The organism is Methylobacterium sp. D48H, assembly GCF_053345715.1.
This window is the reverse complement of the sequence record NZ_JBKFAP010000022.1, coordinates 1-23,043: the sequence shown is the minus strand read 5'-3', so window position 1 is coordinate 23,043 and position 23,043 is coordinate 1. Positions and strand designations below refer to the sequence as shown.

Sequence of the window (23,043 nt, the reverse complement as noted above, 5' to 3'; positions counted from 1 at the left end):
GATGGCCACGATGGTTCCCCACTGGCTGCACATCCTCGCCGCGTCGGGTTTGCTGCTCGGCGCGGCATGTGCCCTCGTCGTCTCGGTCGATGTGATCCGCCGGCCGCAGCACATGGCCGTAATGAACGTGGTCTGGCCGGTAACGGCGCTTTTCGGCACACTCGCCGTCGTCTGGGCCTACTTCCGCTACGGTCGACTCGCCACGATGGAGGCGCACCACCGTGCCGCGGAGCGGGGCGAGAAGCCGCCGAACATAACCGACACGCCATTCCCCGCAATGGTTGGAAAGGGCGCGCTCCATTGCGGCGCCGGATGCATGCTTGGCGACGTCGCCGCCGAGTGGTTGGCCTTCCTCGTCCCCGCGGTGGCTGTCTGGTTCGGCTGGCACTCGATCTTCGCGGAGAAGATGTACGCGGTGTGGGTGCTCGATTTCCTTTTCGCGTTCGGGCTCGGGATCGTCTTCCAGTACCTCGCCATCGTGCCAATGCGTGGCCTGTCGCCGGGCGCGGGTATCGTGGCCGCGCTCAAAGCCGACAGCTTGTCGCTGATCTCCTGGCAGGTCGGCATGTACGGCTTCATGGCGCTGGCGCAGTTCGCCATCATGCCCGCCCTAGGTGCGCCCAGGGTCGAGGTGAACACGGTCGAGTTCTGGTTCGTGATGCAGCTCGCGATGGCCGCAGGGTTCGTCACAGCCTACCCGGTGAACTGGTGGCTCGTGGCGGCAAGCATCAAGGAGCGCATGTGAGACCACCCAGCGTTCACCGCAGCCCGATTTGGCCGTCCATCGCCGGCCCGCGCCCTCCTTGAAGACAAGCCCGTAGGCTCTCTTCCGAGCATGCCGGAGCAGCGTCCGTCGCGGACTCAACCCGCGCGAACGTTCCTGGCCGCTCGTCCGTTGGGGGCACGGTTCGCGAGTGCGCCATGGTCGCGGAGCTGGGGAGCCCTTTATGTCCGCATCCGCCAAGACCGAGTTCGCGACGTCGCAGACACCCCTGCCGGTCGATGCGGTGGACGGCCCGAAGACCGGCTTCTGGGCGCTAGCCCTAGGCTCGGTCGGCGTGGTCTACGGCGACATCGGTACCAGCCCGCTCTACGCCCTGAAGGAGTCGCTGCATGCCGCCGCGGGCGGTGGCAACGCGCCCACTCGCGAGATGGTGTTCGGGGTCGTCTCGCTGATCCTCTGGGCGCTCATCCTCATCGTGACGCTGAAGTACGTGCTCATCGTCATGCGCGCCGACAACGACGGCGAGGGCGGGACCCCCTCCCTGGTGGCGCTCGCGCAAAGGGCGTTGGGCCGGTCCGGCGGCTTCGTGATCGTCTTGGGCATGACTGGGATCAGCCTGTTCTACGGCGACGCCATCATCACACCGGCCATCTCGGTGCTCTCAGCCATCGAGGGTCTGAAGCTCGTGACGCCTGCCCTCGACCCGTACGTCCTGCCCATCAGCCTTGCCATCATCGTCGGGCTGTTCACGGTCCAGAACCACGGCACGGCGAAGGTGGCGTTCTTCTTCGGGCCGCTCACAGCGCTGTGGTTCACGGTCATGGCGCTGGGCGGCCTCCGTCACCTGCTCGACGATCTCAGCATCGTGGCCGCCTTCAACCCGGCCCACGGCATCGCCTTCCTCCTCAGCCACGGCACGGCTGGCCTTCTCGCGCTCGGCGCCGTCTTCCTCGCAGTGACTGGGGCTGAGGCGCTGTACGCGGACATGGGCCACTTCGGGCGCCAGCCGATTCGGGCGGCGTGGTTCGGTCTCGTCCTGCCGGCACTCGCCCTGAACTACCTCGGACAGGGCGCGATGCTACTGGTCCATCCCGAGCGGATCGAGAACCCCTTCTTCCTGCTGTACCCGTCCTGGGCCCTCCTGCCGATGGTGCTACTCGCGACCGTGGCGACGGTCATCGCCAGCCAAGCGGTCATCACCGGCACGTTCTCGATCACGCAACAGGCCATGCAGCTCGGCCTGCTGCCGCGCATGCGGGTGCTGCGCACCTCGGAGACCGAGAAGGGACAGATCTATATTCCCCGGGTAAACTGGTGGCTGCTGACCGCGGTCGTGTTCCTGGCGGTGCTGTTCAAGTCGTCGAGCGCGCTGGCCGCCGCCTACGGCATCGCCGTCACTGGGGACATGGTGATCACGGCGTGCCTCGTCTTCGTGGTGGCGTGGCGGTTCTGGCGCTGGACCGCGGCGGTCGCGGCGCTCGTCCTCGCGCCCTTCCTCCTCGTCGAGCTGGTGTTCCTGTCCGCCAACGCCCTGAAGATCCTCCATGGCGGCTGGGTGCCCCTGACCATCGGCGCCGCGCTCGTGACGGCGATGTGGACTTGGCGGAGGGGTTCGGCGCTGATCGCCTCGCATATCCACCAGCACCGCGTCCCCCTGGCCGACTTCACGCGCATGGCCGAGACCGGCTCGGTCCTGCGCGCGCCGGGGGCCGCCGTGTTCCTCACCGGGTCGCCGGACGACGCGCCCGGGGCGCTGATGCACAACGTGAAGCACAGCCACGTGCTGCACGAACGCAACCTCATCCTGACCGTGGTGACCGAGGAGGTGCCCAGGGTGTACGAGGCCGGGCGCGTCACCGTCGAGCGGCTGTCCGACACGTTCACCGGCGTGACGGTCCGCTTCGGCTTCACGGAGTTGCCCGACCTGCCCCGGGCCCTCGCCAATGCGGGCCTGGACGTGGACGACCTGTCCTACTTCCTGAGCCGCCGGGTGCTTGTGGCCTCGCCGACCACGGGCATGCCGGTCTGGCAGGACCGGCTGTACATCGCGATGGCGCTCACGGCGACGGACGCCTCCCGGTTCTTCCGCATCCCGGCCGAACGGGCCGTCGAGATCGGCGCCCGAATCGACATCTGATACCGGCAGACATGCTGCTGCGCCCGGCACGGAGGCGCATGCCTCCGGCTCATGCCCGCGGGTCCCTTGCGCCAGGCACCTTGCCGGGTGCGCCGCCCACGGGCTGGACGGAGGGGTGCCACGTAGATCGGACAGCCGGTTTCGGATGTCGTGCCAGTGCCTCCGTTCCATTCAACCACAGAACAGGGGATCGCTGCCCGGAGCGGATCCTGGCTGGTGAGACCGGTGAGCCGTTGCTGGGAAAAGCAGCGCACGGGGCGTGTTGACCCTGAACCTCGCCAGATCGGCGGGGACCGGACCCCTTCATGATGCTGGACACCACCACCATCTCGCTTGCGGACATTCTCCTTCGGCTCGGCTCGGCCACCGCCTGCGGCTTGGCTCTTGGCCTGGAACGTGAACGCAAGGGCAAGGACGCCGGCATCCGCACGCATGCCCTCGTCGCCCTGAGTTCGGCGGTCATCACGACGTCAGCGTTGAGCCTCTACTCGGAGGTGCAAGCGCGGGGTGGGGACGCCGACCCGTTGCGCGTCATCCAGGGGCTCGCACAGGCCATCGGCTTCATCGCCGCCGGCACCATCTTCGTCGCCCGGGGTGATGCCAAACGCACAGTCAGGAACCTCACCACTGCCGCCAGCATCTGGCTCGCGGCCTCGGCCGGCATCGTGGCCGGCGCGGCGCAGTTCACCCTGCTCGCCGCGGCGATGGGCTTCGGCCTAGCCATCCTCGTCGTGGTCTCGTTCCTCAAACGCATGGGCCTCGCTCAAATGGACGAGGAGTAGCCGCCGCCGGAACCATTAAGATCGTCGTTTTCAAGTCGTGGGCGGCGTGCGGTCGCATCGCCGTCGGTGATTGTCTAACTGCTCACCTCGCCGGTCGACGGCAGTTCGCGGCCCAGGATTGCCGCTGCCTGGCAGCGTCGCATCAATGCCTTGACCCGGTGCTCTCGGCACATGCGCAGGAGCATACGGGCTCCGAAGCGATTGCCCATGCAGACGTGGGCGGCAGCCCCCTGGGCGAGGCCGTCGGCGATGGCATCGAACGTCGCGGCCTCGCGCACGAGTGGGGCGATGCGGTCTTGCATGGTTCCTCCCGAACGGTTCGGCCGCGGTCCTGCCCAAGCACTTTTCAGTTGGTGGCGCTACGTGGGGCTAGCGAAGCGTGAGCGCGTCCAGCCAGCCGTGCGCGGCGGCGTAGCGGATAATCTCCGCACGCGTCCTCAAGCCCAGCTTCTCGGCCGCCCGTGCCTTGTACGTCTCGACGGATTTCACGCTGACGTCGATGCGCCGCGCGATTTCCTTGTTGCTGAAGCCCTGCGCGATCAGGCGCAGGGTCTCCGTCTCCCGCGGGCTCAGGGCCTCGCCATCCTCGTCCGGTCCGGTTCCGCCTGCCGGGGCGGATGGATCGGCCAGGGCGTGTCCGGCGACCGACGGATCGAGATAGACCCCGCCCGCCGCAACGGCGCGGACCGCGCGGAGCAGGTCGTCTGCCGCCGAGCGCTTGAGGAGGTAGCCGCGCGCGCCGGCCTTCAGCAGGGGCTGGACGTAGGCGGCGTCCTCGTGGACCGTCAGGACCAGCACCCGGGTTGCTGGGCATTCGGCGGCGACCCGCTGCGTCAGTTCGAGGCCATTGAGGCCCGGCATAGAGACGTCGAGCACCGCGACGTCAGGGACGAGAGTGCGGATCAGCGGAAGGGCTTCGCCGCCATTCGTGGCCTCGCCGGCGAGCTCGATGTCGGGATCGGCATTCAGGAGCGTACGGATGCCCGCAAGGACGATGGGATGGTCGTCGGCAAGGAAGACGCGGATGCGGTCCATGGATCGTTCCTCCATCTTCATGCGAGCTGCTGCGGATGCGGGATGCACACGTACAGCGTGGTTCCCGATCCCGGTGATGTCTCAAGCGTGAGGATCCCTCGAAGGAGGGACAGCCGCTCGCGAATGCCGGAGAGCCCTAGGCGCGGCTTGGCAGCCGGCGTGGGCTCAGCCTCGCCGTCGAAGCCCACGCCGTCATCCTCGATGATGACCCGCACCTCCTCCGAACGCTGCTCAACGGACACGCTGACGGTGGACGCGCGCGCGTGCTTGAGAACGTTGGTGAGCGCCTCCTGCACAATGCGATAGATGGCCGTCTCGACCGCCGCCGGCAGCCGAACGCTCTCGCCCAGCACCTGGAAGTCCGAGCGGATGTCGTGGCGCAGCGTCCATTGGCGCAGCAGGTTGGCGAGCGCCTCGCGCAGGCCGAGGTCGTCAAGGGCCGTCGGGCGGAGGTCGACGGCGGCACGGTGGATATCGCGCCCGATCTCGCCAGCGAGCGACTGCAGCCATTGTACTTGGCGACTGGCCTCGTAGTCCGCGTATCCCGCGATGAGGCGTTCCAGGCTTTTGAGCCCGAGCGACAGGCCAGTGACCGTCTGCCCGACCTGATCGTGGAGTTCGCGCGCGATCCGGCGCTGCTCGTTCTCCTGCGCCTCGCCCAGGCGGCGCAGCAGGCCGAGCCGCTCGGCCTCCGCGCGCTTGCGCGGCTCGATGTCAGAGACCACGCCGTAGATCAGACCCGCGGGGGTCTCCTTATGCAGGTGAGGCATACGCCCGGTCATGCGGATCCATCGTTCGTCGTGGCCCGCGGTGACGATCCGAAACTCGACATCAAGCGGCGTGCCGGCCGAGAGGCTTCGCCGCAAGGCCTCGGTAAGCCGCTCTCGGTCGTCGGTGTGGATCGCCTCCAGGATTCTTCCGGCGTCCGTCGCGCTCTCCGTGCCACGCGACCCTGATGCATCCCATCCGAGGAGCTGTGCAGCCCGGGCGGAGCCGGTCACTCGTCCCGTGGCGGTGTCCCAGCGAAGGGTGCCCAGTTCCGCGGCCTCGACTGCAACCGCGCCCTGCTCCTCACTGGAGCGGAGCGCGAGCGAGAACCGCGCCTGCTCGCCGGCCCGGCGCTGTGCCATGTCCCGACCGACCAGCCCGACCAGTGCGAGGCCGAGGCCGATGCTGACGAGGCTCCCGCCGCCCAGTACGAGATAGGAGCGCGAGACAGGCTTATTCAGCGTAGCGGCCGGCAAGCCGAAATGCACGGACCACCCACCCGTGTCCTTCAGCGTGCGGTAGACCACCTCCACATTCGAGCCCTCCAGCGTCGATGCGGTGTAGAAGCCCTGCGGCGCGCGTCGAATCGCGGCCTGAAGGGCGGCGTTTGCCGGATGGCCGAGCTCCTCCTCCTCGGCACGGGTGCGCGCGATGGTGTTGCCGTCCGCGTCCACGATGGTCCCGACCCAGCCATCCGGCGCGCCTGCGTCGCGCAGGATCGAGCTGACCGCGTTGGTGGCGAGACCGACTGACAGGACGTAGCGCAGCTTGTTGTCCCGAATGACCGGCACCCTCAGGGCGACGAGGCGCTTGCCGGAGATCGATCCGACCGGGCCGATCCCTCCCACCACGGGATGCATCGTTCTCACGACCGCATCGAAGCTCTTGCGATCGGCGGTGGGCCCGAGTTCCTTGTCGAGGGTGCGGAGCAGGTTGACGACTTGCACGCCGTGGGGGTCAGAAAGCTCGACGGTCTCCCAGAGGGGATGGGCCTGCCGGAGTCGCTCGGCCTCCGAGTAGAACGCGGCGAGGTCCGGTCGGTCGAGGCTGGCCGAGGCCGCCTCGGCCTGCAGGACCGCGACCTGCGCGGCGATGTCGGAGGCGACGCGCTCGGCCACGCGCGTCGCGCTGGCGACTGCGGCACTCCGCGTGAGGTCGCGCTGCTGCTGTGCCATCAGAGTGGCAACCCAACCGCTGAGCAGCAGGACCGGGATAGCGGCCGCAAACGCCAGGGCAACGAACGTGCGTCCGCTCCCTCGGCTCAGCTGGTCCCCGGGTGCTCGACCTTCATCCCGTGAACCCGTCCTTTTCATGGCAGCCGCCCGCATGGCCCGCCCTCGGCAATCCCAATCGGCGACGCGACCTGCTTCGTCCTACTCACCTGGGAGGCCATGGCGGAGAAACGACAACCCGATCTCGCCGCGTTGGGTCGGTTCCTCGGCCAGGACAATGTCCGGAAACCGCGTGGGTGCCAGCTCGGCCGCATCCCCGAGCAGGCGTCGACCTGAGGCGAGCACTTGCAAGGCTTGGCGGTCTTTTCCCGACTCCAGAAGACCAAGCTCAAGGCGCCTCAGGCGCTCGATCAGGTCAGGTGGCGCGGCATGGTCCTTCAGACCTGCCTCGACCAGTACGGTAACGACCCGTTCCACCCGGCCCAGGACGCGGTCCTGAATCGAGCTCTCATGCCTGCCTCTGGACCGCTTTTTATGACGATCATCCATCCGCGTTCCCGAGGCGCCGCTCAAGTCCGTATCGCGCCGAGAAGGCGGCCGGGATGATGGGGAATACGGAACCGTACAGCTTGCGGGCCTAGGACAACGTCGGCGCCCCGTCTAGGTCAGCCATGCCGCCGCCCCTCGCCGCACCGGCTGCGAGCGTCACGGTCGGATGAGGGGTCCGCGTGCCGCAATCCCATGCAAAACCGTCAAAACCCTCGAACCAGGCCCTGCGTTCGCGCGAGTCCGCCGGGTAAGGACAGGCGTCGCGCGGCCGTCCCACAGTGCGGGCGCGCGCACCCTGCTTGATGATTTCCATGATCATGGCACCGCCCTGCAGTCAGCACGAAACATTCGTATCCATTGCGAGTAGCGGTCATGGTTTTGCTGCGGACAAGGCGTCTTCCCTCGTCTCACCGCTCTCACCGACAGGCGTCAGGCTCCTCCTGACAAGCCGTTGGATGGATTGAACTTGACCGTTGCATCCAAGATAACCGAGTGCCGGTCATGCGAGGATTGACACCGGTCGAGCGGAGGGCCGTGCCATGTAGCCCGTCCCCCGCACGTCCACGGTCAGGTGTTCTTTTTGTTGTACTTGAACTCCGGCGCGTTTTTCAGCGCATCCTTGTCCGTGTCGACCATCGCCTTGAGCGACCCGTCGGCGCGATGCAGAAAGATCGATGACGGGTCGACCAGCACGTAGCGCTCGCCCATGCCGAGGAAGCCGCCGACGCTGACGACGACGCCGGTCACTGTCTTGCCGTTGTCGATGACAAGGTCCTCGATCTCGCCGACGTTCTCGTTCTTGTTGTTGTAGAGGTTCTTGCCAACGAGCTTCGAGGACGTGACCTCGGCCGGCTTGGCCGTGATGAACTTGATCTTGGCGGTCGCCGTGTCGGCCATCGTCATTCCGCCAGCGCCCATTGCCGCGCCGTTCGGGGGCGCCGGCATTGCGGTGCCGGCCGGCGGAGTTGCCATTGGCTTCGCCGGGTCGTTCGCAGGCTGGGCCGCCTGCTTATCCTGAGCAAGGGCGGGCATCACGAGCATGGCACTGGCAGTGATGGCGCTGATGACTGCGTTCTTCATGATTTTTACCTCGGATCCTCGTGTGGACGACCCGGCACCAACAGTCAGTGGACCGCGCGATGCCGGGCGAATTCGTTCCCGTGGCGAAGGAAGCTTTGTCTGGCATCGAGCGACCTTCACCCCTCTCCGCCCGCATCTCAGTAGCCGCAGTAAGGGCGGCCCACGCCGTAGCCGTAGCGGTAGCCGACCGGGGCGTAGGGGTAGCCGTAGCCGTAGGATGCCCCGTAGTACGCGGGTCGGGGGGCCGCGGCGGCGAGCCCGAAGCCCAGGCCCGCGGCGAGGCCCAGGCCACGATAGCCGCGGCGGTAGCCGTATCGGCCGTATTGGTGCCCATAGCCGAAGCGCGCTGGACGGAAGCCGATGCCGCGGTACCCACGGTGATGGCCCCGGAAGCCGTGACGATAACCTCGGAAGCCTCGATAATGACCCCTGAAGCCGCGATGGTGGCCCCGGAAGCCTAGCCCCCTGTGGCCGTGGAAGCCGTGGTAATGGCCGACGAAGCCATGTCCTCGGCCGAAGGGCCGCGCCTCGCTCGACGGCGAGAACAGGACGAGGCTGGATGCTGCCGCGAGGGCGATCGAAAGGCGTTTCATCTACTCGGCTCCCTGATGGCCTTGGGATGGCCGTCCGCGGCTGGCCGTTGAGCAGCGGGACGGTCCCGATGGTTCGGCGTGCCTACGGGACGGTTCGGATCGGTAACCGCAGTCCAGTCACCGGTGTCGCTCGACCTTGGATACTGCTCGGGCCCGGCGGTCCCCATCCCACTCGACAGATGATGTGTGGTGCGGGGCGCGGGCTTGCAGTCGGAGAAGACCGCAGGCCTGTGGGGACAACCCTGACAGCGTAGAGGGGAGCCCCCGTCGCGGCCCCGGCGCGGCGCTTGCCGCTTCACGAAGGCTTAAGCACGATCCTGGGAACTGATGTGCAACCGGCCGGACAGGTACCCCGCACGCGGCTCGGCCTCGGCCACCGAACGGCGCGGTCCCGAGGGGCCCGCGCGTGGGTTGCGACGCGAGCGACAGGAGGCGTCATGAGGATGGCACTGGCACGGACGGCACGGCTCGCGCGGGATTGGCGCGGGCAGCCGGCTGTCTTCCGGAGACCGCATGCACCGGCGGGAGCGGGCATGAAGGTCTCATCATCGGCGCGAAGGAGCTCCGTCGAGGATCTGGCACGGTTCGGTGGCGGCTTGAGCTTGCCCGAGCTTGCCGACGATTATGCCTCGGGCGAGCTCGCCCTCGGCAGCGCAGGCACGCGATACTCGAACGATGTCGTTCCGCCGTCGCATTGACGTACCGCCGGCAGACTCGGTTGAGGTGGCGCCCTCGTGTTGCCGCAAGTGGCGGCGCTGGCCGAGCGAGCTTCCGATCCCCGCGAACGAGAACCGCGGCCCCGCCATGGCTTGGGCGGTCCGCGCCGGTGGCTGTGGGCTCCTGGCCCTAGCATGCGTCTTGGGACTCCTGATCGCCCTAACGTCCTAACTCGCCCATGGCGTCGACCGCGAGCGGCCGCCAAAGGCATTCATTTCCCAATCTTTAGAACGACACAGAACGGAGGCCGGCCATGCTGCATCCCATGATCCGAACCCGCCGCGTCAGACACGTCGCGTTAAACGACCAGGGTCCGGGCGAGCCCCGCACGTCCGACCTCGTCCTCGGCATCGTCGCGACGGCCATGCTCGCCGCGTTCTGCCTGCTGATGGCCTCCAACCTCGTTGCCGGTGCGCTGGAGGCCGTTGGCTGAAGTCTTTAGACGACGGCGCCCTCCACAGCACGTGACTGCCGAGAACGCCACCGCCTCAGGTGATGGCGCGGCTCACTGGCCTGCGGGCTTCTCGGCCGGGGGCTCGGCGGCCGGTGCCGGCACGACGGGGGAAGCAGGGTTGGCCGGTACCGGTGTCGTAGGATTGGCCACCGGGTTGCCCGGTGGCGTCTCCGCCTTCTTCTCGTCCTTGCATGCGGCGAGTGCCAGCAGGCCGGCGAGTGGCACGAGGATGCGCAGGCGCATGGTATCCTTGGGGTGAAGGTGTTTTCGGATGGCGGCAGCATCGTGCCGCTGGGGGTGCGAGCGCTGGAGAGCGGTCTGAAAAGTCAGGGGCAAGGATGGCGTGCGCCGTCGTTGCCCAAATACGTGCCGCTAGCCGCGTCGTAGGAGCGGAACCGACGGGCACAGGCGGCGACCGCCTCGGCGTCCGCCGCGCCCCGGGCGGCCTGCGCCTGCGAGTTGGCGATGGCGCCCCCGATGAGCGCCCCGGCGGCCAGGCCGCCGATACCCGCGCCGACGGCCGCACCGACACCAGGCCCCCTGCGGTAGCCGTAGCCGCGCCGGTAGCCGTAATGGCGGCCGTAGCGATGGTGCCGATGGCCGAAGCGGCGGTACTGGACGTAGCTCGTCGGGAGGGCTCCGGCGGACAGCGCCTCGACCGGGCTTCCGGGCGGCTCGGCCACGGCGGGCTGGGCAAGGAGCAATGCCGGGACCGCGACGGCAAGGACGAGCGTGAGCTTCATGTCGGAGGATCTCCTTCGGTTGGCAGGGCTAGGAGTGACTGCGGATAGGCCGGCAGTCGCGTTGAGGATCGGAAACTCATGACGTGACCGACGCAGATGTTCGGTTCGGGCGTTTTGGAAGCCGATGATCCAGCCGTTGCAGAGGCATCGCCCTGATAGCGGGCACGGGAGCGTTCTCGAGACTTTCCGCCTATCCAGAAACCGCCGTGACGACCGATGCGGTCTTCGTCCCTGGGTGTCGTAGCCGCCCGCCCCGCATAGGCGGGCGGCCTTCGCGTTTCCTCTCCAGACTTATCGGGGCTCGGGACCTGTGGTCCTCGTTCGGCTCGCCTCTTCGGGAGCCCTTTGCCGTGCCCTCCTTCGGCAAACTGGGATTGTGTCGTTCCAGGCGGGCACCGGTCAGGCCCGAGGGCCGAGCCGTAGGTCACCGTCCGGGAGAGGCACCATCGCTTCGACTGAGATGAATGCCGCTCAATGGCTATACAGGCAGGACGTACGGAGCGACGTGAGAAGCTCGTGGGTGAGACTTCCGAATACGAGCTCGCGCATCTTCGAGTGCCCATAGGCTCCTGCCACCACAAGGTCTGCCGCCTCGTCTCGGATGAGCTTCGTCATCGCCTCGACTATGTTCGTCGTATCCGGAAGCTCGATCCGCTCGCAGTGAACGTCGTGGCACTTCAGGTACGCCTCGGTCGCCTGGACGTTCGTCTCCCTCTCCACCGATGCGACGGTCAGGAGAAGGACACGTTCCGCCTTCCGCAACAGTGGCAAGGCGTCCGCGACGGCACGCCGGGCCTCGCGCGTGTCCTTCCATGCGATGACGGCGCACTTGATGGGCAGGTCATCGAGCTCCGAAGGCGTGACGAGCACGGGCCGGCCCGCGCGCAGGATGATCTCGGCCGGGCTCAGCGCCTGGACGATGTCGCCCGAGTTGACGTCGTCGAGGCCCCGCGCGACCAGCAGGTCACAGCGCGCGCATTCCGAGATCAAGCATTCCAGGGGCTCCCTGTCGTACACCCGCAAGTGGGCCTTGTTGTAGCCGCGCGTCATTTCTCGGAAGACCGCCTCCTGTTTCCCGAGCTCATCCCGCGCACCGGCGGCGGCAGTCTCGATGATCTGGTTGTCCAGGTAAGATCCCTTCCCGTAGATCGAGATCGGAAGAGGGCTCTGCGCCGCAACGCCGGTTAGGCTCGCGTCGAAGCGCTCGGCCAGGTTGCGGGCCAGTCGGACCCGTCCCGTAGTGCTGCTGCTGGCATCGAGGCTGACCATGATATTGGAAAGCGTCATGACGACCTCTCAGAGAGCCTGCGAGCAGCCGTGTCCGACCAGCATACGCATCGAAGCTTAGCATCGGACGAAGCTTGGTCGCCGCGGACGAAGATATGAACCTTCGCAAGTGTCGAAGCGGAGACGTCGCCGGCCGTACGTTGAATGGGCGTCAATATCCTAACTGTTTTGGTTTTCGCCTCGAGTCCGTGCGAACCCGTCTTACCGTCAGGATAACCCCTACGCATCTTCGCGAAAGTCGGGGTGGCTGGCCGGCAGTCGGTGGTCTAATCGTCGGTATGCGCTTACGCAGCTACCAAGCATTCGGAGTGCGAGTCGATCTTGGTGACATTGTCTCGCGCTCGGCGCCTGATCCAAAAGAATTTACTGGTCAGCAGGCAGCGCGCTCGCTGCGTAAGGTGAATACCAATTGTGTGCCGCCGTCCCACTCTGGCGCACGCGCGTGGGCATCCGGCGCGCTTTGGTCGAAGATTTGATCCTGTTCCAGATTCAGCTGCGCTTCGCGGCCGCGATGTACTGGCAATCTGGCATGGCAGAACCTGATCGCCCACCGGAGCGAACAACTTCGTCCGAAGCTTCTCTTTCCGAGGTAAGAAGGTGTGCAACGTAGTGCGTCGCCAACGCGCGGATGAACGGTGCAAACGCACCGATCGACCACGGCAGGGTCCCTTCGAGCCAGAGACTGTCGGCAGCCACGCAGAGGTTGCCGCTCAGGTTTTGGCCGAGCACGCGTGCGTTGAAGGTACGGCTGCCTTCGCGCCAATCCGTCGTCGCGACGCGGACGTTTCGTTCCTCAAGCCGGCGCAGCACCGGTCCCAGTCGCTGATCCAAGCGGCGCCGGACTTCGACGACGCTCAGATCATGAGGTATCGCGAGTATAAAGTGCTTCGGCATCAGCCTTCCCATTGCAGACGGATCACGGATCCGTGAGAGCTGGTTAACGCCCAGTAACCATTCCAGCGCGGGAGCTATACGGGCAGGCCCGGCTGCCGTACCTCCCGACATCAGATCGCACCCGTGTCAGGTTTATCCTGACACGGGTGCTGTCTTCTCCAGCTATGTATGTGCCTCCAGGCCACAAATCTCCCGCCTGTGTCGCACCGGAGAGATCGCAATACCGAGTCAGCCGTTTTGATCTCCAGCTTGAGACAGGTTCTCGCACGGCTGGCGATCTGCTGGCCATCCATTGCCGGCTCTCGAATTCGAGACATTCGGGAGGGCTCTGCACCACAAATCTCAGGTGATGGACGACGAAATCGAGGCGTCTCGACGATCTGTCGAACAAGAGCGATCGGACCTGCCGGGCGGTGACGTTCACCCACTGATTTGCTTACATTAAAATTGGTTTGCCAACCAGTCATTCAGGCAACCGCAGCCGGGCCTGTTCTTGCCTCCGGCATCGAACTCACCTTCAATCACGGCAGATGACGATAACGCTGGCAAGAGGCGACATTTACCGCTTGTCATCTGGGAAATTGTATTCAAAACTCAAATGACCGATCCTGGGTGGGATACGGCTAGAAGGCCGGAAAAACCGGCCGCGTGCAAAGCACTTGGAGGAAGCGTCGTGAAGCTTTTCAGGACGACCCTGTTCATCGCCGTGCTGGCGCTCGCGACGAACGCGGCGCAGGCCGAAGTCGAGGTCAAGCTCGGGCATGTCGGCGAGCCCGGCTCGCTGTTCGATCAGACGACCGCAGAATTTGCGCAGCGCGCGAATACGAAGCTCGCCGGAAAGGCCAAGGTGGTCGTGTTCGGGTCCAGCCAGCTCGGCAGCGACGACGAGATGCTGAAGAAGCTCAAGCTGGGCACCCTCGATCTCGCCCTGCCCTCGACGGTAATGACCACGGTGGCGCCCGAATTCGGGCTGTTCGAGATGCCCTACCTCGTCAAGGACCGGGCCCATGCGGCCAAGATCCGCGACGCAATTATTAAGCCGGTCCTCGCGCCCATCGCCGCCAAGGCGGGCTACACGATCATCGCCACCTGGGAAAACGGGTTCCGCCAGATCACGAACAGCAAGCGCCCAATCAAGGAGCCCGCGGATCTCAAGGGGATCAAACTCCGGGTGCCGAAGGGCGTGTGGCGCGTGAAGATGTTCCAGGCCTACGACGCGACGCCGAGCCCGATGGCGTTCTCGGAGGTCTTCGTGGCGCTCCAGACCGGCGTTATGGATGGCCAGGAGAACCCCCTGGCGCAGATCTACCCGGCCCGCTTCCAAGAGGTTCAGAAGTACCTCTCGCTCACCGGCCACGTCTACACGCCGGCCTACCTCATCGCCGGGCGCCGCTGGAAGGGCCTGCCCGAGGACGTGCGCAAGGCACTGGAGGAGACCGCCGTCGAGATGGAGCCCCGGGCCCTCGAAATCGCTGCCAAACTCGACGACGACCTGCTCGGCAAGCTCAAGGCAGCGGGCATGCAGGTGAACGACGCGGACAAGAAGACTTTCATCGACGCGTCGAAGCCGGTCTACGACGAGTTCTCCAAGGACGTCCCTGGCGGTCGCGAGCTGATCGACAAGGCGCTAGAGCGTGTTGTTTTCACACGGAAGCGTAGCCTGAGTTGGTGAGGTAGTTGGCGCATTCGTTGGGCGCGACGAGATCGAGAACGTGCCCGACGCGGCGCCACGTGGCCTCGACGGTCCTGGGTTCGCCGGCTCGGGTGAAATGCTTGAGCTTTGAGAAGAGCTGCTCGATCGGGTTGAGATCGGGGCTGTAGGGCGGCAGGAACAGCAGATGCGCGCCGGCGGCTCGGATGGCAGCCCGGGCGGCTCTGCCTTTGTGGCTTCCGAGATTGTCCAGGATGACGACGTCGCCCGGTTTCAGCTCAGGGACGAGGACGGTCTCGACGTAGCGGCGGAAGATGGCGCCGTTGATCGGCCCGTCGACGACCCAGGGCGCGCTGACCCGGTCATGGCGGAGCGCGGCGATGAAGGTGAGCGTACGCCAGTGGCCGTGTGGGGTCTGCGCGTCCAAGCGCTGGCCGCGCGGTCCCCAGCCGCGCAACGGCGCCAGGTTGGTCTTGACCCAGGTCTCGTCGAGGAAGACCAAACGGCGCGGATCGACTTTCGCCTGATGCCTTTGCCAGCGTTGGCGCTTACGCGCGACGTCGGCCCGATCCTGCTCGCTCGCCCGAAGCGTTTTTTTTGAAGCTTAGCTCCTGGGCGCGCACGAACACCCAGACCGCACGCAGGTCCGTCTTCACCCCGCGCTCGGCCAACTCCGCCACCAAGCCCCGCAGGGTGAACGGCCCACCCCGCACCCGCTCGGAAAGCCATGTGCCCGGCTCACCCGACAGCACCGGCTTCTTGTGGCCGCCAATCTGCCCAGGGCTCAGCGTGCCCGTCTCCCGCTTGAGCTTGCGCCACTTCGAGACGCAGGACGGGCTGATCGCCAAAGCCCGAGCGATCATCCGGATCGTCTCGCCGGCCTCAGCGCGGGCCAGGGCCCGCTCGCGTAAATCCTCCGAATAGGGCTGCGTCATCCCACATCGCCCTCCGCTGCAGCGCTGACAGACAACCAGACCACAGCCGGCCCGTGAACCTCGATTCCGTCAAAAAACAACCTGCTCTAGCCCTCGGTAACGGATCCTGATCCGCCACCCCACCGGATACCGATCCCAGCACGTCCCGATCTCGTCCAGGCGGGATCGCGCGGGAGCCTGAGACCCACGCATGCAAACCGTCCGCCGCTCGTTCGACCGCTGTCTGGAGGCCATCGCGGCGCTCCTGATGGCGGCGCTGACGATCATCCTCGTCCTGGGCTTCGTTTACCGGTTCCTCGGTATGTCCTTGGTCTGGTACGATGAGGTCGCGTCGATTGGGCTCGCCTGGCTCACCTATTACGGCAGTGCGCTCGCGGCGCACCGCGGGGCGCATATCGGTTTCCCCGGCATCGTCAACGCGTTCCCGCCGGGGCTGCGCGTCGCCGTCACCCTGGTGGCCGAAGCCATCGTGATCGGCTTCTTCCTGCTGTTGGCCGTCTACGGGACGGAGGTCGTCATGGTCCTCCAGGGCTCGACGCTGGTGTCGCTGCCCGCCGTCTCCCAGACGGTCACGCAGTCCGTGATCCCGATCGCCTCGGTCCTGTTCATCGTCGCCGAGCTGCTGCGCCTGCCGGAGGTGATTCACGACGCCCGCACCGGAGGGTTCGAGGACCATGAACTGAAGGAAGCGTTGGGCTCAACCGACTCGGCGCGGGAACCCGCACTCGGGAAGGCCCGGTCATGACCGCACTCCTAGTCTGCATGTTCTGCGGCCTGTTCGGGATGGTGCTCCTGAACGTGCCCATCGCGGTGGCGCTGGGCGTCGTAGCGGTGGCCGCCATGTGGTTCACGCAAGGGGCCGATTCGCTGCCGAACGCCGCCCTGGTCATGTTCGAGGGGGCGACGAACTTTCCGCTGCTCGCCATCCCGCTGTTCATTTTCGCGGGCGGCATCATGAACTCGTCGTCGATCTCGCGGCGGCTGGTGAATCTCGCCTCCGCCATGCTGGGCTTCGTCCGCGGCGGCCTTGCGATGGTGACCATCGGCGCCTCGATGTTCTTCGCAGAGATCTCCGGCTCGGCGGTGGCCGGCGTCGCAGCCCTGGGCACGCTCCTGATCCCGGCGATGAAGAGCCGAGGCTACTCGAAGGAGTTCTCCGCAGCGGTGTCCTCGTCGTCGGCGAGCCTCGCGATCATCCTTCCCCCCTCGATCCCGATGATCCTCTACGCCGTTATGGCGCAGGTCTCGGTGGTGAAGATGTTCATTTCCGGCCTGCTCCCGGGCCTGCTCGGTGCGGCCGGCCTCGCCTTGGCGAGTTACGGCTACGCGCGCAAGTACGACTTCCCGGTCGAGCAGCACTTCTCGCTGGCGGTGCTGGGAACAGCCCTGCGCGAGGCGCTCTGGGCGCTGATGCTGCCGGTCATCATCCTGGGCGGGATCTTCGGCGGCTTCGTCACGGCCACCGAGGGGGCAGCCGTCGCGGTCGTGGCGGCACTGCTGATCGCCACGCTGGTCTACCGCGAACTCTCCCTGGCAGATCTCTATAAGGCGCTGGTCGACGCGGCCATCCAGACCGCGGTCGTGATGCTATTGGTGGCGGCGTCGGCGCTGATCGGGGTGCTGCTCACCGAGGCGCAGGTGCCGCAGGCCCTCGCCCGGTCGATCCAGAGCTACACCACCAATCCCTATCTGGTCCTGCTGCTGCTCAACGTTCTGTTCCTAATCCTCGGCATGTTCCTGCACTCGGCGGCCGCTATCATCCTGACGGTGCCGATCGTGCTGCCGCTGATCCAGCAGGTCGGCATCGATCCGGTCCATTTCGGGCTGGTCCTCACCCTGAACCTCGCCATCGGGCAGCAGACCCCGCCGGTGGCCTCCGTGCTGATCGCCGCCTGCGCGATTGCCAAGGCGGACATCTGGGAAACCACCAAGGTCAATCTCGGCTATATCGGCGTGCTGCTCGTGGTGCTGCTGATCTGCACCTACCTGCCCTGGCTCGCCTTGGCGCCGATCCACTGGTTCTACGGCGAGGCCGCGGGGGGCTGAGGGGCGCCCGCGGCCTCGCCGGAGCTGCGGGTACCGGCGCGTCCGGCGGGCAGGGCCTGAGAGCGTGACCGGATCCGCCCGCGGCCCGACGAAGTCGGACATCGGGCGGCACTGCGCGCTGCGGCGGACCCGGCAATCGGCCGTCTACCCACGCCGTCGGGGCGTAGAGCGCTCCTTTGCCGCGCCACCCGTTTCCGCAGGCTCGTCAACGGTTCCGAGCGCTGTGCCGGCACCCTGGCGGACCTGCGCCTCGTCGCTCTCGCCCGCCTCATGCTCAGACAGGCCGCTCGACGCGCCACGGATTCCTAGCAGACTCTCGCGCCGACGGCGCTGATCGCCAAACATCATTCATGCGATGACGGGGATGGGGCAGGCTATCCGGCAACTATTTGCGGTCAGGTGCGCGATGGGGTGTCGGAAGCCATCCCCCTGTCCCCATCCAGGCCGAGCAGACAGGCAGTAAAAACTGCAAGGATAACTCAATCCGGGCGCAGGCCGAGTTGCGACTTATCAGTGAGCCGGTCATTGCGAAATGTGATCGTGAGATTGGCGCCGTACGATCCGCGCCCGAGCCAGGAATACGTCGCGCGCCGGACGTCCCCGATGAGCAGGTGGGAAACCCGCCGGCCGTCGCACCCCAGACGGGAGCGCACCTGCCGATATGTCATCCCCGGTGTGAGAGAGGCATACTGCGTGTGGTCGACGCGGCAGCCTGTCCGCGATGCGGCCCATATCGGCGTGATGGATGCCATCTGAAGCAGGGCCGAGACCAGTGCGACAGCGAGTGAGAATCGCATCGTCCGGTCAGCCCGGGTTGCCCGCGGCACGCCGATTGGCATCCGGCGCTTGAGGCTCGACCGCAGCCCCGGCATCCGCGGACCGGATTTCCACTCTGAGGTTCTCTCGCATGTCCTGGAGGTGGTCGGTCACCACCCGCTCGCCGGCCCTGAGCCCAGTCAGGATCGCGGTCGCGTCGCCGAAGCTGTCGCCGGTGGTCACGGGCTTCTGGCGCACCACGCCCTCATCGTCCACGACGTAGACGATCTGCTGGGCGAGCCGGGCCGACAGCGCGACCGTCGGGACCAGGAGCTTCTCCTCGGTGCCGGTCTTGACCCGGGCACGGACGAACTGACCGGGCAGGAAGCGCTCGTCGGTGTTCGGCAGCAGCGCGCGCACGAGGCGCCGGGCGGTGCGGGGATCGAACCGATTGTCGAGCTGGTAGACCTTGGCGTCGCGCACCGGCTTGCCGGCCTCGTCCAGCACCTCCACGCTCACGGGCCCGTTCTGCATCGCCTCGCGCAGAGCCTCGGAATCCTCGGAGGAGAGGGCCATCTGCACGTCGATGGGGTCGAGCTGCACCACGCTGACCAGCTCCGTCTGGTTCTCGATGACGAGGTCGCCGGGGTTGATGATCGACAGGCTCACCCGCCCATCGAAGGGTGCGTTGACCACCGCGTAGTCGAGGTTGAGGTTCTGCCGGGCAATCGCGGCCTCGGCCCCCTGGACCTGCGCCGAAGCCGAGGCCGCGTTCGACTGGAGCTGCTGCAGCCGCTGCTCGGAGGCGTAGCCCTTGTCGGCCAGGGTGTCGGTGCGGCTCACCTCGGCCTGGGCGAACTGGAGCTGCGCCTTGGCCTGCGCCTCCTGCGCCTTGGCCTGGGCCAGCGCCACCTGGAACGGGCGCGGATCGATCCGGAACAGCACCTGTCCCTTCTTCACGTGGCTGCCCGGCTCAAAGGGACGCTCGGTGACGTTGCCGGTCACCCGGGCCTGCAGGGCCGCGTCCTGGGGCGCGATGATCGTGCCCGTGTAGGTGAAGCTGATCGGCACGGATTCCGTCCGAGCCGCCACGACTGTCACGGCGAGGGTCGGTTCGGTCTCGGCGGTCGCAGCGGGCTTGTCCGACCCCGGCAGAGCGGCCATCACGGCGGACGGCTGCGGTCGGCCCAGGGCCAACCAGCCACCCGCCGCCAGGACCAGGGCTGCCCCGCAGCCGAGCAATCCGTATCGCACCCCCGCCCGCACGCCGTCCGCTCCCCTTTGCGGCGCTGCGCGCGCCGGACCGGACAGGGAACACGCCAAACGCGCTCGCGTTGCACGCCCGGTCCTCGCGACCGTCCCCGCAGCGCCGAGGTGCGATGTTCGCCCGCTTCGTCGACCGGCCGATCCTGGCGGCCGTCATCTCGGTGCTGATCACCCTGATCGGCGCCGTGGCCGGCCTGACCCTGCCGATCGCGCAGTTCCCCGAGATCGCGCCGCCAATCATCAACATCCAGGCGACCTATCCGGGTGCCAGCGCGCAGCAGGCCTACGACGCGGTCACGACACCCCTGGAGCAGGAGATCAACGGCGCCCAGCACCTGCTCTACATCGCCTCGACCAGCAACACCGACGGCAGCGTCAACCTCGACGCCACCTTCGAGATCGGGTCCGACCTCGACGCGGCCGCCGCTGAGGTGCTGACCCGCGCCAACCGGGCCGAGGCGAAGCTTCCGGCCTCGGTGCGCGCGCAGGGTCTGGAGATCCAGAAGAGCTCCCGCCAGCGGCTCGGCAACATCGTGCTCTACGCCGATCCGGGCGCGCCCTACGACGAGCTGTTCCTGGCCAACTGGGCCGAGACCCAGGTGATCAAGCCACTGCGCCGGGTCGACGGCATGGGCCGGATCCAGAACTTCTCCCAGAAGCGCTACGCCATGCGCCTGTGGCTCGATCCGGTGAAGATGGAGGCGCTCGCGATCAGCCCCGACGCTGTCATCAAGGCCGTGAGCCAGCAGAACAAGCAGATCACCACCGGCTCCCTCGGCAAGCCGCCGACCGACGGCAAGCCCACCGCCTTCGAGCTGCAGGTCGTGACCCAGGGACGGCTCAGCCAGCCCCATGAATTCGCCAACATCCTGCTGCGGGCCAACCCGGACGGCTCCGTGGTCCGGGTCCGCGACGTGGCGCGGGTGGAATTGGGTTCGGAGCAGTACGGCGTGCGCTCGAGCTTCGACGGGCAGCCCTCGGCGACGCTCGGCCTCTACCAGACGCCCGGCGCCAACGCCGTCCACGTCATGGACGGCGTGAAGGCCACCATGGCCGAGCTGGCGCAGCGCTTCCCGCCCGGGCTCAAATACAAGATCGCCCTCGACCGCACCGAGTTTGTCCGGGAGGCGATTCGCGAGGTGGTGCACACCCTGTTCGAGGCGCTGATCCTCGTCGTGGTGGTCACCTACCTGTTCCTGCAGAACTGGCGCGCGACGCTGATCCCCTCGATCGCCGTGCCGGTCGCGCTGGTCGGGACCTTCGGGCCGATGGCGCTGCTCGGCTTCTCGTTCAACACCCTCAGCCTGCTCGGCATGGTGCTGGCGGTGGGCCTTGTGGTCGACGACGCGATCATCGTGGTCGAGAACACCGAGCGCCTCATGGACGAGGGAATGGAGCCGCGCCCGGCTTCTCGGGAGGCGGTGAACGAGGTCGCCGGCCCGGTGATCGCCACCACCCTGGTGCTGGCGGCCCTGTTCGTGCCGGTGGCCTTCATCCCGGGCCTGACCGGCCAGCTCTACAACCAGTTCGCCCTGACCATCGCGATCTCGGTGATGATCTCGGCCGTGGTCTCGCTGACCCTGACGCCGGCGCTCTGCGGCCTGATCCTGAAGCACCGCCCGGAGGGCACCGGGGCGCACCGGAGTCGGTGGAGGGCGCCGCTGCGCTGGTTCAACCGGACGCTGGAGCGGGCCGCGGGCCTCCTCACCGCGATCATCGGCCGGCTCACCCGCCACCTCGCGCTGGTCGGCCTCGCCTTCGCGGTCTTCGCGGCGCTCACCGTGCTCCTCGTGATGCAGCGCCCGACCGGCTTCGTCCCGAACGAGGACCAGGGCTACTTCTTCGCCGACGTCGCCCTGCCCAAGGGCGCCGCGGTAGCGCGCACCGACCGGATGGTCGAGCGGCTCGGCAGGAGCCTACGGGATATGCCGGAGGTCGATCACACGATCGGCGTCGTCGGCCGCAGCATCCTCGCCGACGCGGTGGCGCCGTTCTACGGGTTCCAGATCCCGGTCCTGAAGCCCTGGGGCGAGCGGGCGGCCTCGGCCGACGCCATCATCGCCCGCGTGCAGAAGGAATTCCGGCACGATCCGGACGGGAAGGTGCGGGTGGTCAACCCGTCGCCGCTCCCGGGCCTCGGCACCCGCAGCGGCCTGACGCTCGAGATCCAGGACCGCAGCGGCGCCGGGGGCATCAAGCTCGCCGAGGCGGCCCAGCGCTTCATCGACGAGATGGAGAAGAGCCCCAACATCGCCCAGGCGCTGCCGACGACGAGCTACGGCGTCCCGCAGATCCGCCTAGAAATCGACCGGGCCAAGGCCGAGCAGCTCGGCGTGCCGCTCCAGAACCTGTTCGACGCCCTCGGGACCTATGTCGGGTCGAGCTTCGTCAACCTCTTCAACCGCTTCGGCTTCGTCTACCAGGTCTACGTGCAGAGCGAGGCCACGGGGCGGCGCACGATCCAGGATCTGGCGGCCCTGCCGGTCCTCAACGGCAGGGGCGAGCCCGTGCGGATCGGCTCCCTGGTGCGGGCGGAGTTCACCACCGGGCCCACCGCGGTCCTGTCCTACAACACCTACCCGGCCATCGAAGTGGCGATCGAGGTGTCCGCGAGCGCGAGTTCCGGCACGGTGCTCAAGGAGGTCGAGACCCTCGCTAAGAGCCGGCTGCCCTCGGACTATGCTGTGGAATGGACCGATGTCGCCTACCAGGAGAAGGTTGCGGGCGGCTACGCGCCGCTGATCTTCGGCCTCGGCGTGCTGATGATCTTCCTGCTGCTCGCTGGGCAGTACGAGTCGCTGCGCCTGCCCTTCGTCATCCTGCTGGCGACGCCGGTCGCGATCTTCGGCGCCATCGGCTTCCTGGCGGTGCGCGGGCTCGAACTCGACATCTTCGGCCAGATCGGTCTGCTGCTGCTCGTCGGGCTCGCCGCCAAGAACTCGATCCTGCTCGTGTCTTTCGCGGAGGACCTGCGCCGGCAGGGCGAGGACGTGCTAAAGGCGGCCCAGGACGCGGCACGGCTGCGCATGCGCCCGATCCTGATGACGTCGTTCGCCTTCATCACCGGCTCGATCCCGCTGGCCATCGCGAGCGGCGCCGGTGCCCATGCCCGCGTCTCCATGGGGACGGTGGTGATCGGCGGCCTCGTCGTCGCGACCTTCATCACCCTGTTCATCACCCCGACCTTCTACGTCGCCTTCGAGCGGCTGCTCGGGCGCGGCGACGCTGCCAGGGAGACGCCTGAGAGCGGAGTCGCGGGTCAGCCAGCCGAGTAGAATGCCGGCGCCGTTCTGAAAGCCGTGTCCGCTCTCGCGATATGTCTACTCCGAAGCAGATGGGGTGGATGGCTCCCGCTCCGACTGACGGCATCTCGATGCCAAGATGTGGTTGCTGTCAAAGCAGCAGCCACGCTCATGCAGGAGCCATCCCCATGGAGATCACCACCGTCGGCATC

At 67.0% G+C, this 23,043-nt stretch carries 21 protein-coding genes; 8 read left to right on the top strand and 13 right to left on the bottom strand.

All coding sequences use genetic code 11. The annotated features are described in order from the left end of the window. Nucleotides 1–10 precede the first annotated feature (10 nt). From ACLBX8_RS25125 to ACLBX8_RS25115, 3 genes are all read left to right on the top strand, one after another. The gene (locus tag ACLBX8_RS25125) at nt 11–745 is read left to right on the top strand and encodes a DUF4396 domain-containing protein (protein ID WP_447715894.1); all 735 of its coding nucleotides are present in this window, start codon (nt 11–13) and stop codon (nt 743–745) included. Between the two features lie 202 nt (nt 746–947). After that, nucleotides 948–2,861 carry a potassium transporter Kup gene (locus tag ACLBX8_RS25120; protein ID WP_447715893.1) on the top strand — a complete coding sequence of 638 codons (1,914 nt, stop codon included), beginning with the start codon at nt 948–950 and terminating at the stop codon, nt 2,859–2,861. Between the two features lie 305 nt (nt 2,862–3,166). Next, the gene (locus ACLBX8_RS25115; protein ID WP_447715892.1) at nt 3,167–3,643 is read left to right on the top strand and encodes an MgtC/SapB family protein; all 477 of its coding nucleotides are present in this window, start codon (nt 3,167–3,169) and stop codon (nt 3,641–3,643) included. Between the two features lie 74 nt (nt 3,644–3,717). Here the strand turns inward: ACLBX8_RS25115 and ACLBX8_RS25110 are convergent, their stop codons facing one another. From ACLBX8_RS25110 to ACLBX8_RS25080, 7 genes are all read right to left on the bottom strand, one after another. Continuing rightward, a complete protein-coding gene (locus ACLBX8_RS25110) occupies nt 3,718–3,945 on the bottom strand; it encodes a hypothetical protein (protein ID WP_447715891.1) in 228 nt (75 codons plus the stop codon). A gap of 67 nt (nt 3,946–4,012) precedes the next feature. Continuing rightward, the gene (locus ACLBX8_RS25105; protein ID WP_447715890.1) at nt 4,013–4,678 is read right to left on the bottom strand and encodes a response regulator transcription factor; all 666 of its coding nucleotides are present in this window, start codon (nt 4,676–4,678) and stop codon (nt 4,013–4,015) included. Nucleotides 4,679–4,695: 17 nt separating this feature from the next. After that, nucleotides 4,696–6,759, bottom strand: a complete 2,064-nt coding sequence (locus ACLBX8_RS25100) for an ATP-binding protein (RefSeq protein ID WP_447715928.1) — start codon at nt 6,757–6,759, stop codon at nt 4,696–4,698. A 60-nt stretch (nt 6,760–6,819) separates the two neighbouring features. Then, nucleotides 6,820–7,167 carry a hypothetical protein gene (locus tag ACLBX8_RS25095; protein WP_447715889.1) on the bottom strand — a complete coding sequence of 116 codons (348 nt, stop codon included), beginning with the start codon at nt 7,165–7,167 and terminating at the stop codon, nt 6,820–6,822. 88 nt (nt 7,168–7,255) lie between these two features. Further along, nucleotides 7,256–7,480, bottom strand: a complete 225-nt coding sequence (locus ACLBX8_RS25090) for a ribosome modulation factor (protein WP_447715927.1) — start codon at nt 7,478–7,480, stop codon at nt 7,256–7,258. A gap of 254 nt (nt 7,481–7,734) precedes the next feature. Then, entirely contained in the window at nt 7,735–8,247 is a 513-nt protein-coding gene (locus ACLBX8_RS25085) for a PRC-barrel domain-containing protein (protein ID WP_447715888.1), read from the bottom strand. 137 nt (nt 8,248–8,384) lie between these two features. Continuing rightward, nucleotides 8,385–8,840: a hypothetical protein gene (locus tag ACLBX8_RS25080; RefSeq protein WP_447715887.1), complete on the bottom strand. Its 456-nt coding sequence runs from the start codon at nt 8,838–8,840 to the stop codon at nt 8,385–8,387. Nucleotides 8,841–9,810: 970 nt separating this feature from the next. On the opposite strand from ACLBX8_RS25080, the gene ACLBX8_RS25075 reads away from it, so the two are divergent. Continuing rightward, on the top strand, nt 9,811–9,990 hold the full coding sequence (locus ACLBX8_RS25075) for a hypothetical protein (RefSeq protein WP_447715886.1): 180 nt from the start codon (nt 9,811–9,813) through the stop codon (nt 9,988–9,990). A gap of 72 nt (nt 9,991–10,062) precedes the next feature. Here the strand turns inward: ACLBX8_RS25075 and ACLBX8_RS25070 are convergent, their stop codons facing one another. From ACLBX8_RS25070 to ACLBX8_RS25055, 4 genes are all read right to left on the bottom strand, one after another. After that, on the bottom strand, nt 10,063–10,254 hold the full coding sequence (locus ACLBX8_RS25070; protein ID WP_447715885.1) for a hypothetical protein: 192 nt from the start codon (nt 10,252–10,254) through the stop codon (nt 10,063–10,065). Between the two features lie 83 nt (nt 10,255–10,337). Further along, nucleotides 10,338–10,754, bottom strand: coding sequence for a BA14K family protein (locus ACLBX8_RS25065; RefSeq protein WP_447715884.1), 417 nt, complete (start codon nt 10,752–10,754; stop codon nt 10,338–10,340). Between the two features lie 471 nt (nt 10,755–11,225). After that, a complete protein-coding gene (locus tag ACLBX8_RS25060; protein WP_447715883.1) occupies nt 11,226–12,041 on the bottom strand; it encodes a hypothetical protein in 816 nt (271 codons plus the stop codon). A 489-nt stretch (nt 12,042–12,530) separates the two neighbouring features. Beyond that, nucleotides 12,531–12,935 carry a polyhydroxyalkanoic acid system family protein gene (locus ACLBX8_RS25055; RefSeq protein ID WP_447715882.1) on the bottom strand — a complete coding sequence of 135 codons (405 nt, stop codon included), beginning with the start codon at nt 12,933–12,935 and terminating at the stop codon, nt 12,531–12,533. Nucleotides 12,936–13,608: 673 nt separating this feature from the next. On the opposite strand from ACLBX8_RS25055, the gene ACLBX8_RS25050 reads away from it, so the two are divergent. Next, nucleotides 13,609–14,607 carry a TRAP transporter substrate-binding protein gene (locus ACLBX8_RS25050; RefSeq protein ID WP_447715881.1) on the top strand — a complete coding sequence of 333 codons (999 nt, stop codon included), beginning with the start codon at nt 13,609–13,611 and terminating at the stop codon, nt 14,605–14,607. On the opposite strand, the gene ACLBX8_RS25045 is transcribed toward ACLBX8_RS25050, so the two are convergent. Next, nucleotides 14,579–15,521, bottom strand: a protein-coding gene (locus ACLBX8_RS25045; protein WP_447715880.1) for an IS630 family transposase whose coding sequence is annotated in 2 segments (ribosomal slippage) — nt 14,579–15,184 and nt 15,186–15,521 — 942 coding nt in all. Because the reading frame shifts where the segments join, the coding sequence is not laid out codon by codon here. The genes ACLBX8_RS25050 and ACLBX8_RS25045 overlap by 29 nt on opposite strands. A 190-nt stretch (nt 15,522–15,711) precedes the next feature. On the opposite strand from ACLBX8_RS25045, the gene ACLBX8_RS25040 reads away from it, so the two are divergent. Both ACLBX8_RS25040 and ACLBX8_RS25035 read left to right on the top strand, forming a co-directional pair. Then, complete coding sequence (locus tag ACLBX8_RS25040; protein WP_447715879.1) at nt 15,712–16,266, top strand: TRAP transporter small permease; 555 nt, start codon at nt 15,712–15,714, stop codon at nt 16,264–16,266. Further along, nucleotides 16,263–17,567, top strand: coding sequence for a TRAP transporter large permease (locus tag ACLBX8_RS25035; RefSeq protein WP_447715878.1), 1,305 nt, complete (start codon nt 16,263–16,265; stop codon nt 17,565–17,567). The genes ACLBX8_RS25040 and ACLBX8_RS25035 overlap by 4 nt, the downstream gene beginning before the upstream one ends. An 804-nt stretch (nt 17,568–18,371) precedes the next feature. On the opposite strand, the gene ACLBX8_RS25030 is transcribed toward ACLBX8_RS25035, so the two are convergent. Further along, nucleotides 18,372–19,589: an efflux RND transporter periplasmic adaptor subunit gene (locus tag ACLBX8_RS25030; RefSeq protein ID WP_447715877.1), complete on the bottom strand. Its 1,218-nt coding sequence runs from the start codon at nt 19,587–19,589 to the stop codon at nt 18,372–18,374. 113 nt (nt 19,590–19,702) lie between these two features. Here ACLBX8_RS25030 and ACLBX8_RS25025 point away from each other — a divergent pair, with 113 nt between their 5' ends. After that, complete coding sequence (locus ACLBX8_RS25025) at nt 19,703–22,864, top strand: efflux RND transporter permease subunit (RefSeq protein ID WP_447715876.1); 3,162 nt, start codon at nt 19,703–19,705, stop codon at nt 22,862–22,864. Nucleotides 22,865–23,043 lie beyond the last annotated feature (179 nt).

What these genes read in the sequence shown, in the direction of transcription:
- ACLBX8_RS25075 (WP_447715886.1), top strand. Translation starts at nt 9,811, where the DNA reads ATGCTGCATCCCATGATCCGAACCCGCCGCGTCAGACACGTCGCGTTA.
- ACLBX8_RS25095 (WP_447715889.1), bottom strand. Translation starts at nt 7,167, where the DNA reads ATGGATGATCGTCATAAAAAGCGGTCCAGAGGCAGGCATGAGAGCTCG.
- ACLBX8_RS25055 (WP_447715882.1), bottom strand. Translation starts at nt 12,935, where the DNA reads ATGCCGAAGCACTTTATACTCGCGATACCTCATGATCTGAGCGTCGTC.
- ACLBX8_RS25110 (WP_447715891.1), bottom strand. Translation starts at nt 3,945, where the DNA reads ATGCAAGACCGCATCGCCCCACTCGTGCGCGAGGCCGCGACGTTCGAT.
- ACLBX8_RS25090 (WP_447715927.1), bottom strand. Translation starts at nt 7,480, where the DNA reads ATGGAAATCATCAAGCAGGGTGCGCGCGCCCGCACTGTGGGACGGCCG.
- ACLBX8_RS25080 (WP_447715887.1), bottom strand. Translation starts at nt 8,840, where the DNA reads ATGAAACGCCTTTCGATCGCCCTCGCGGCAGCATCCAGCCTCGTCCTG.
- ACLBX8_RS25125 (WP_447715894.1), top strand. Translation starts at nt 11, where the DNA reads ATGGTTCCCCACTGGCTGCACATCCTCGCCGCGTCGGGTTTGCTGCTC.
- ACLBX8_RS25025 (WP_447715876.1), top strand. Translation starts at nt 19,703, where the DNA reads ATGTTCGCCCGCTTCGTCGACCGGCCGATCCTGGCGGCCGTCATCTCG.
- ACLBX8_RS25115 (WP_447715892.1), top strand. Translation starts at nt 3,167, where the DNA reads ATGATGCTGGACACCACCACCATCTCGCTTGCGGACATTCTCCTTCGG.
- ACLBX8_RS25035 (WP_447715878.1), top strand. Translation starts at nt 16,263, where the DNA reads ATGACCGCACTCCTAGTCTGCATGTTCTGCGGCCTGTTCGGGATGGTG.
- ACLBX8_RS25105 (WP_447715890.1), bottom strand. Translation starts at nt 4,678, where the DNA reads ATGGACCGCATCCGCGTCTTCCTTGCCGACGACCATCCCATCGTCCTT.
- ACLBX8_RS25060 (WP_447715883.1), bottom strand. Translation starts at nt 12,041, where the DNA reads ATGACGCTTTCCAATATCATGGTCAGCCTCGATGCCAGCAGCAGCACT.
- ACLBX8_RS25100 (WP_447715928.1), bottom strand. Translation starts at nt 6,759, where the DNA reads ATGAAAAGGACGGGTTCACGGGATGAAGGTCGAGCACCCGGGGACCAG.
- ACLBX8_RS25040 (WP_447715879.1), top strand. Translation starts at nt 15,712, where the DNA reads ATGCAAACCGTCCGCCGCTCGTTCGACCGCTGTCTGGAGGCCATCGCG.
- ACLBX8_RS25065 (WP_447715884.1), bottom strand. Translation starts at nt 10,754, where the DNA reads ATGAAGCTCACGCTCGTCCTTGCCGTCGCGGTCCCGGCATTGCTCCTT.
- ACLBX8_RS25085 (WP_447715888.1), bottom strand. Translation starts at nt 8,247, where the DNA reads ATGAAGAACGCAGTCATCAGCGCCATCACTGCCAGTGCCATGCTCGTG.
- ACLBX8_RS25120 (WP_447715893.1), top strand. Translation starts at nt 948, where the DNA reads ATGTCCGCATCCGCCAAGACCGAGTTCGCGACGTCGCAGACACCCCTG.
- ACLBX8_RS25070 (WP_447715885.1), bottom strand. Translation starts at nt 10,254, where the DNA reads ATGCGCCTGCGCATCCTCGTGCCACTCGCCGGCCTGCTGGCACTCGCC.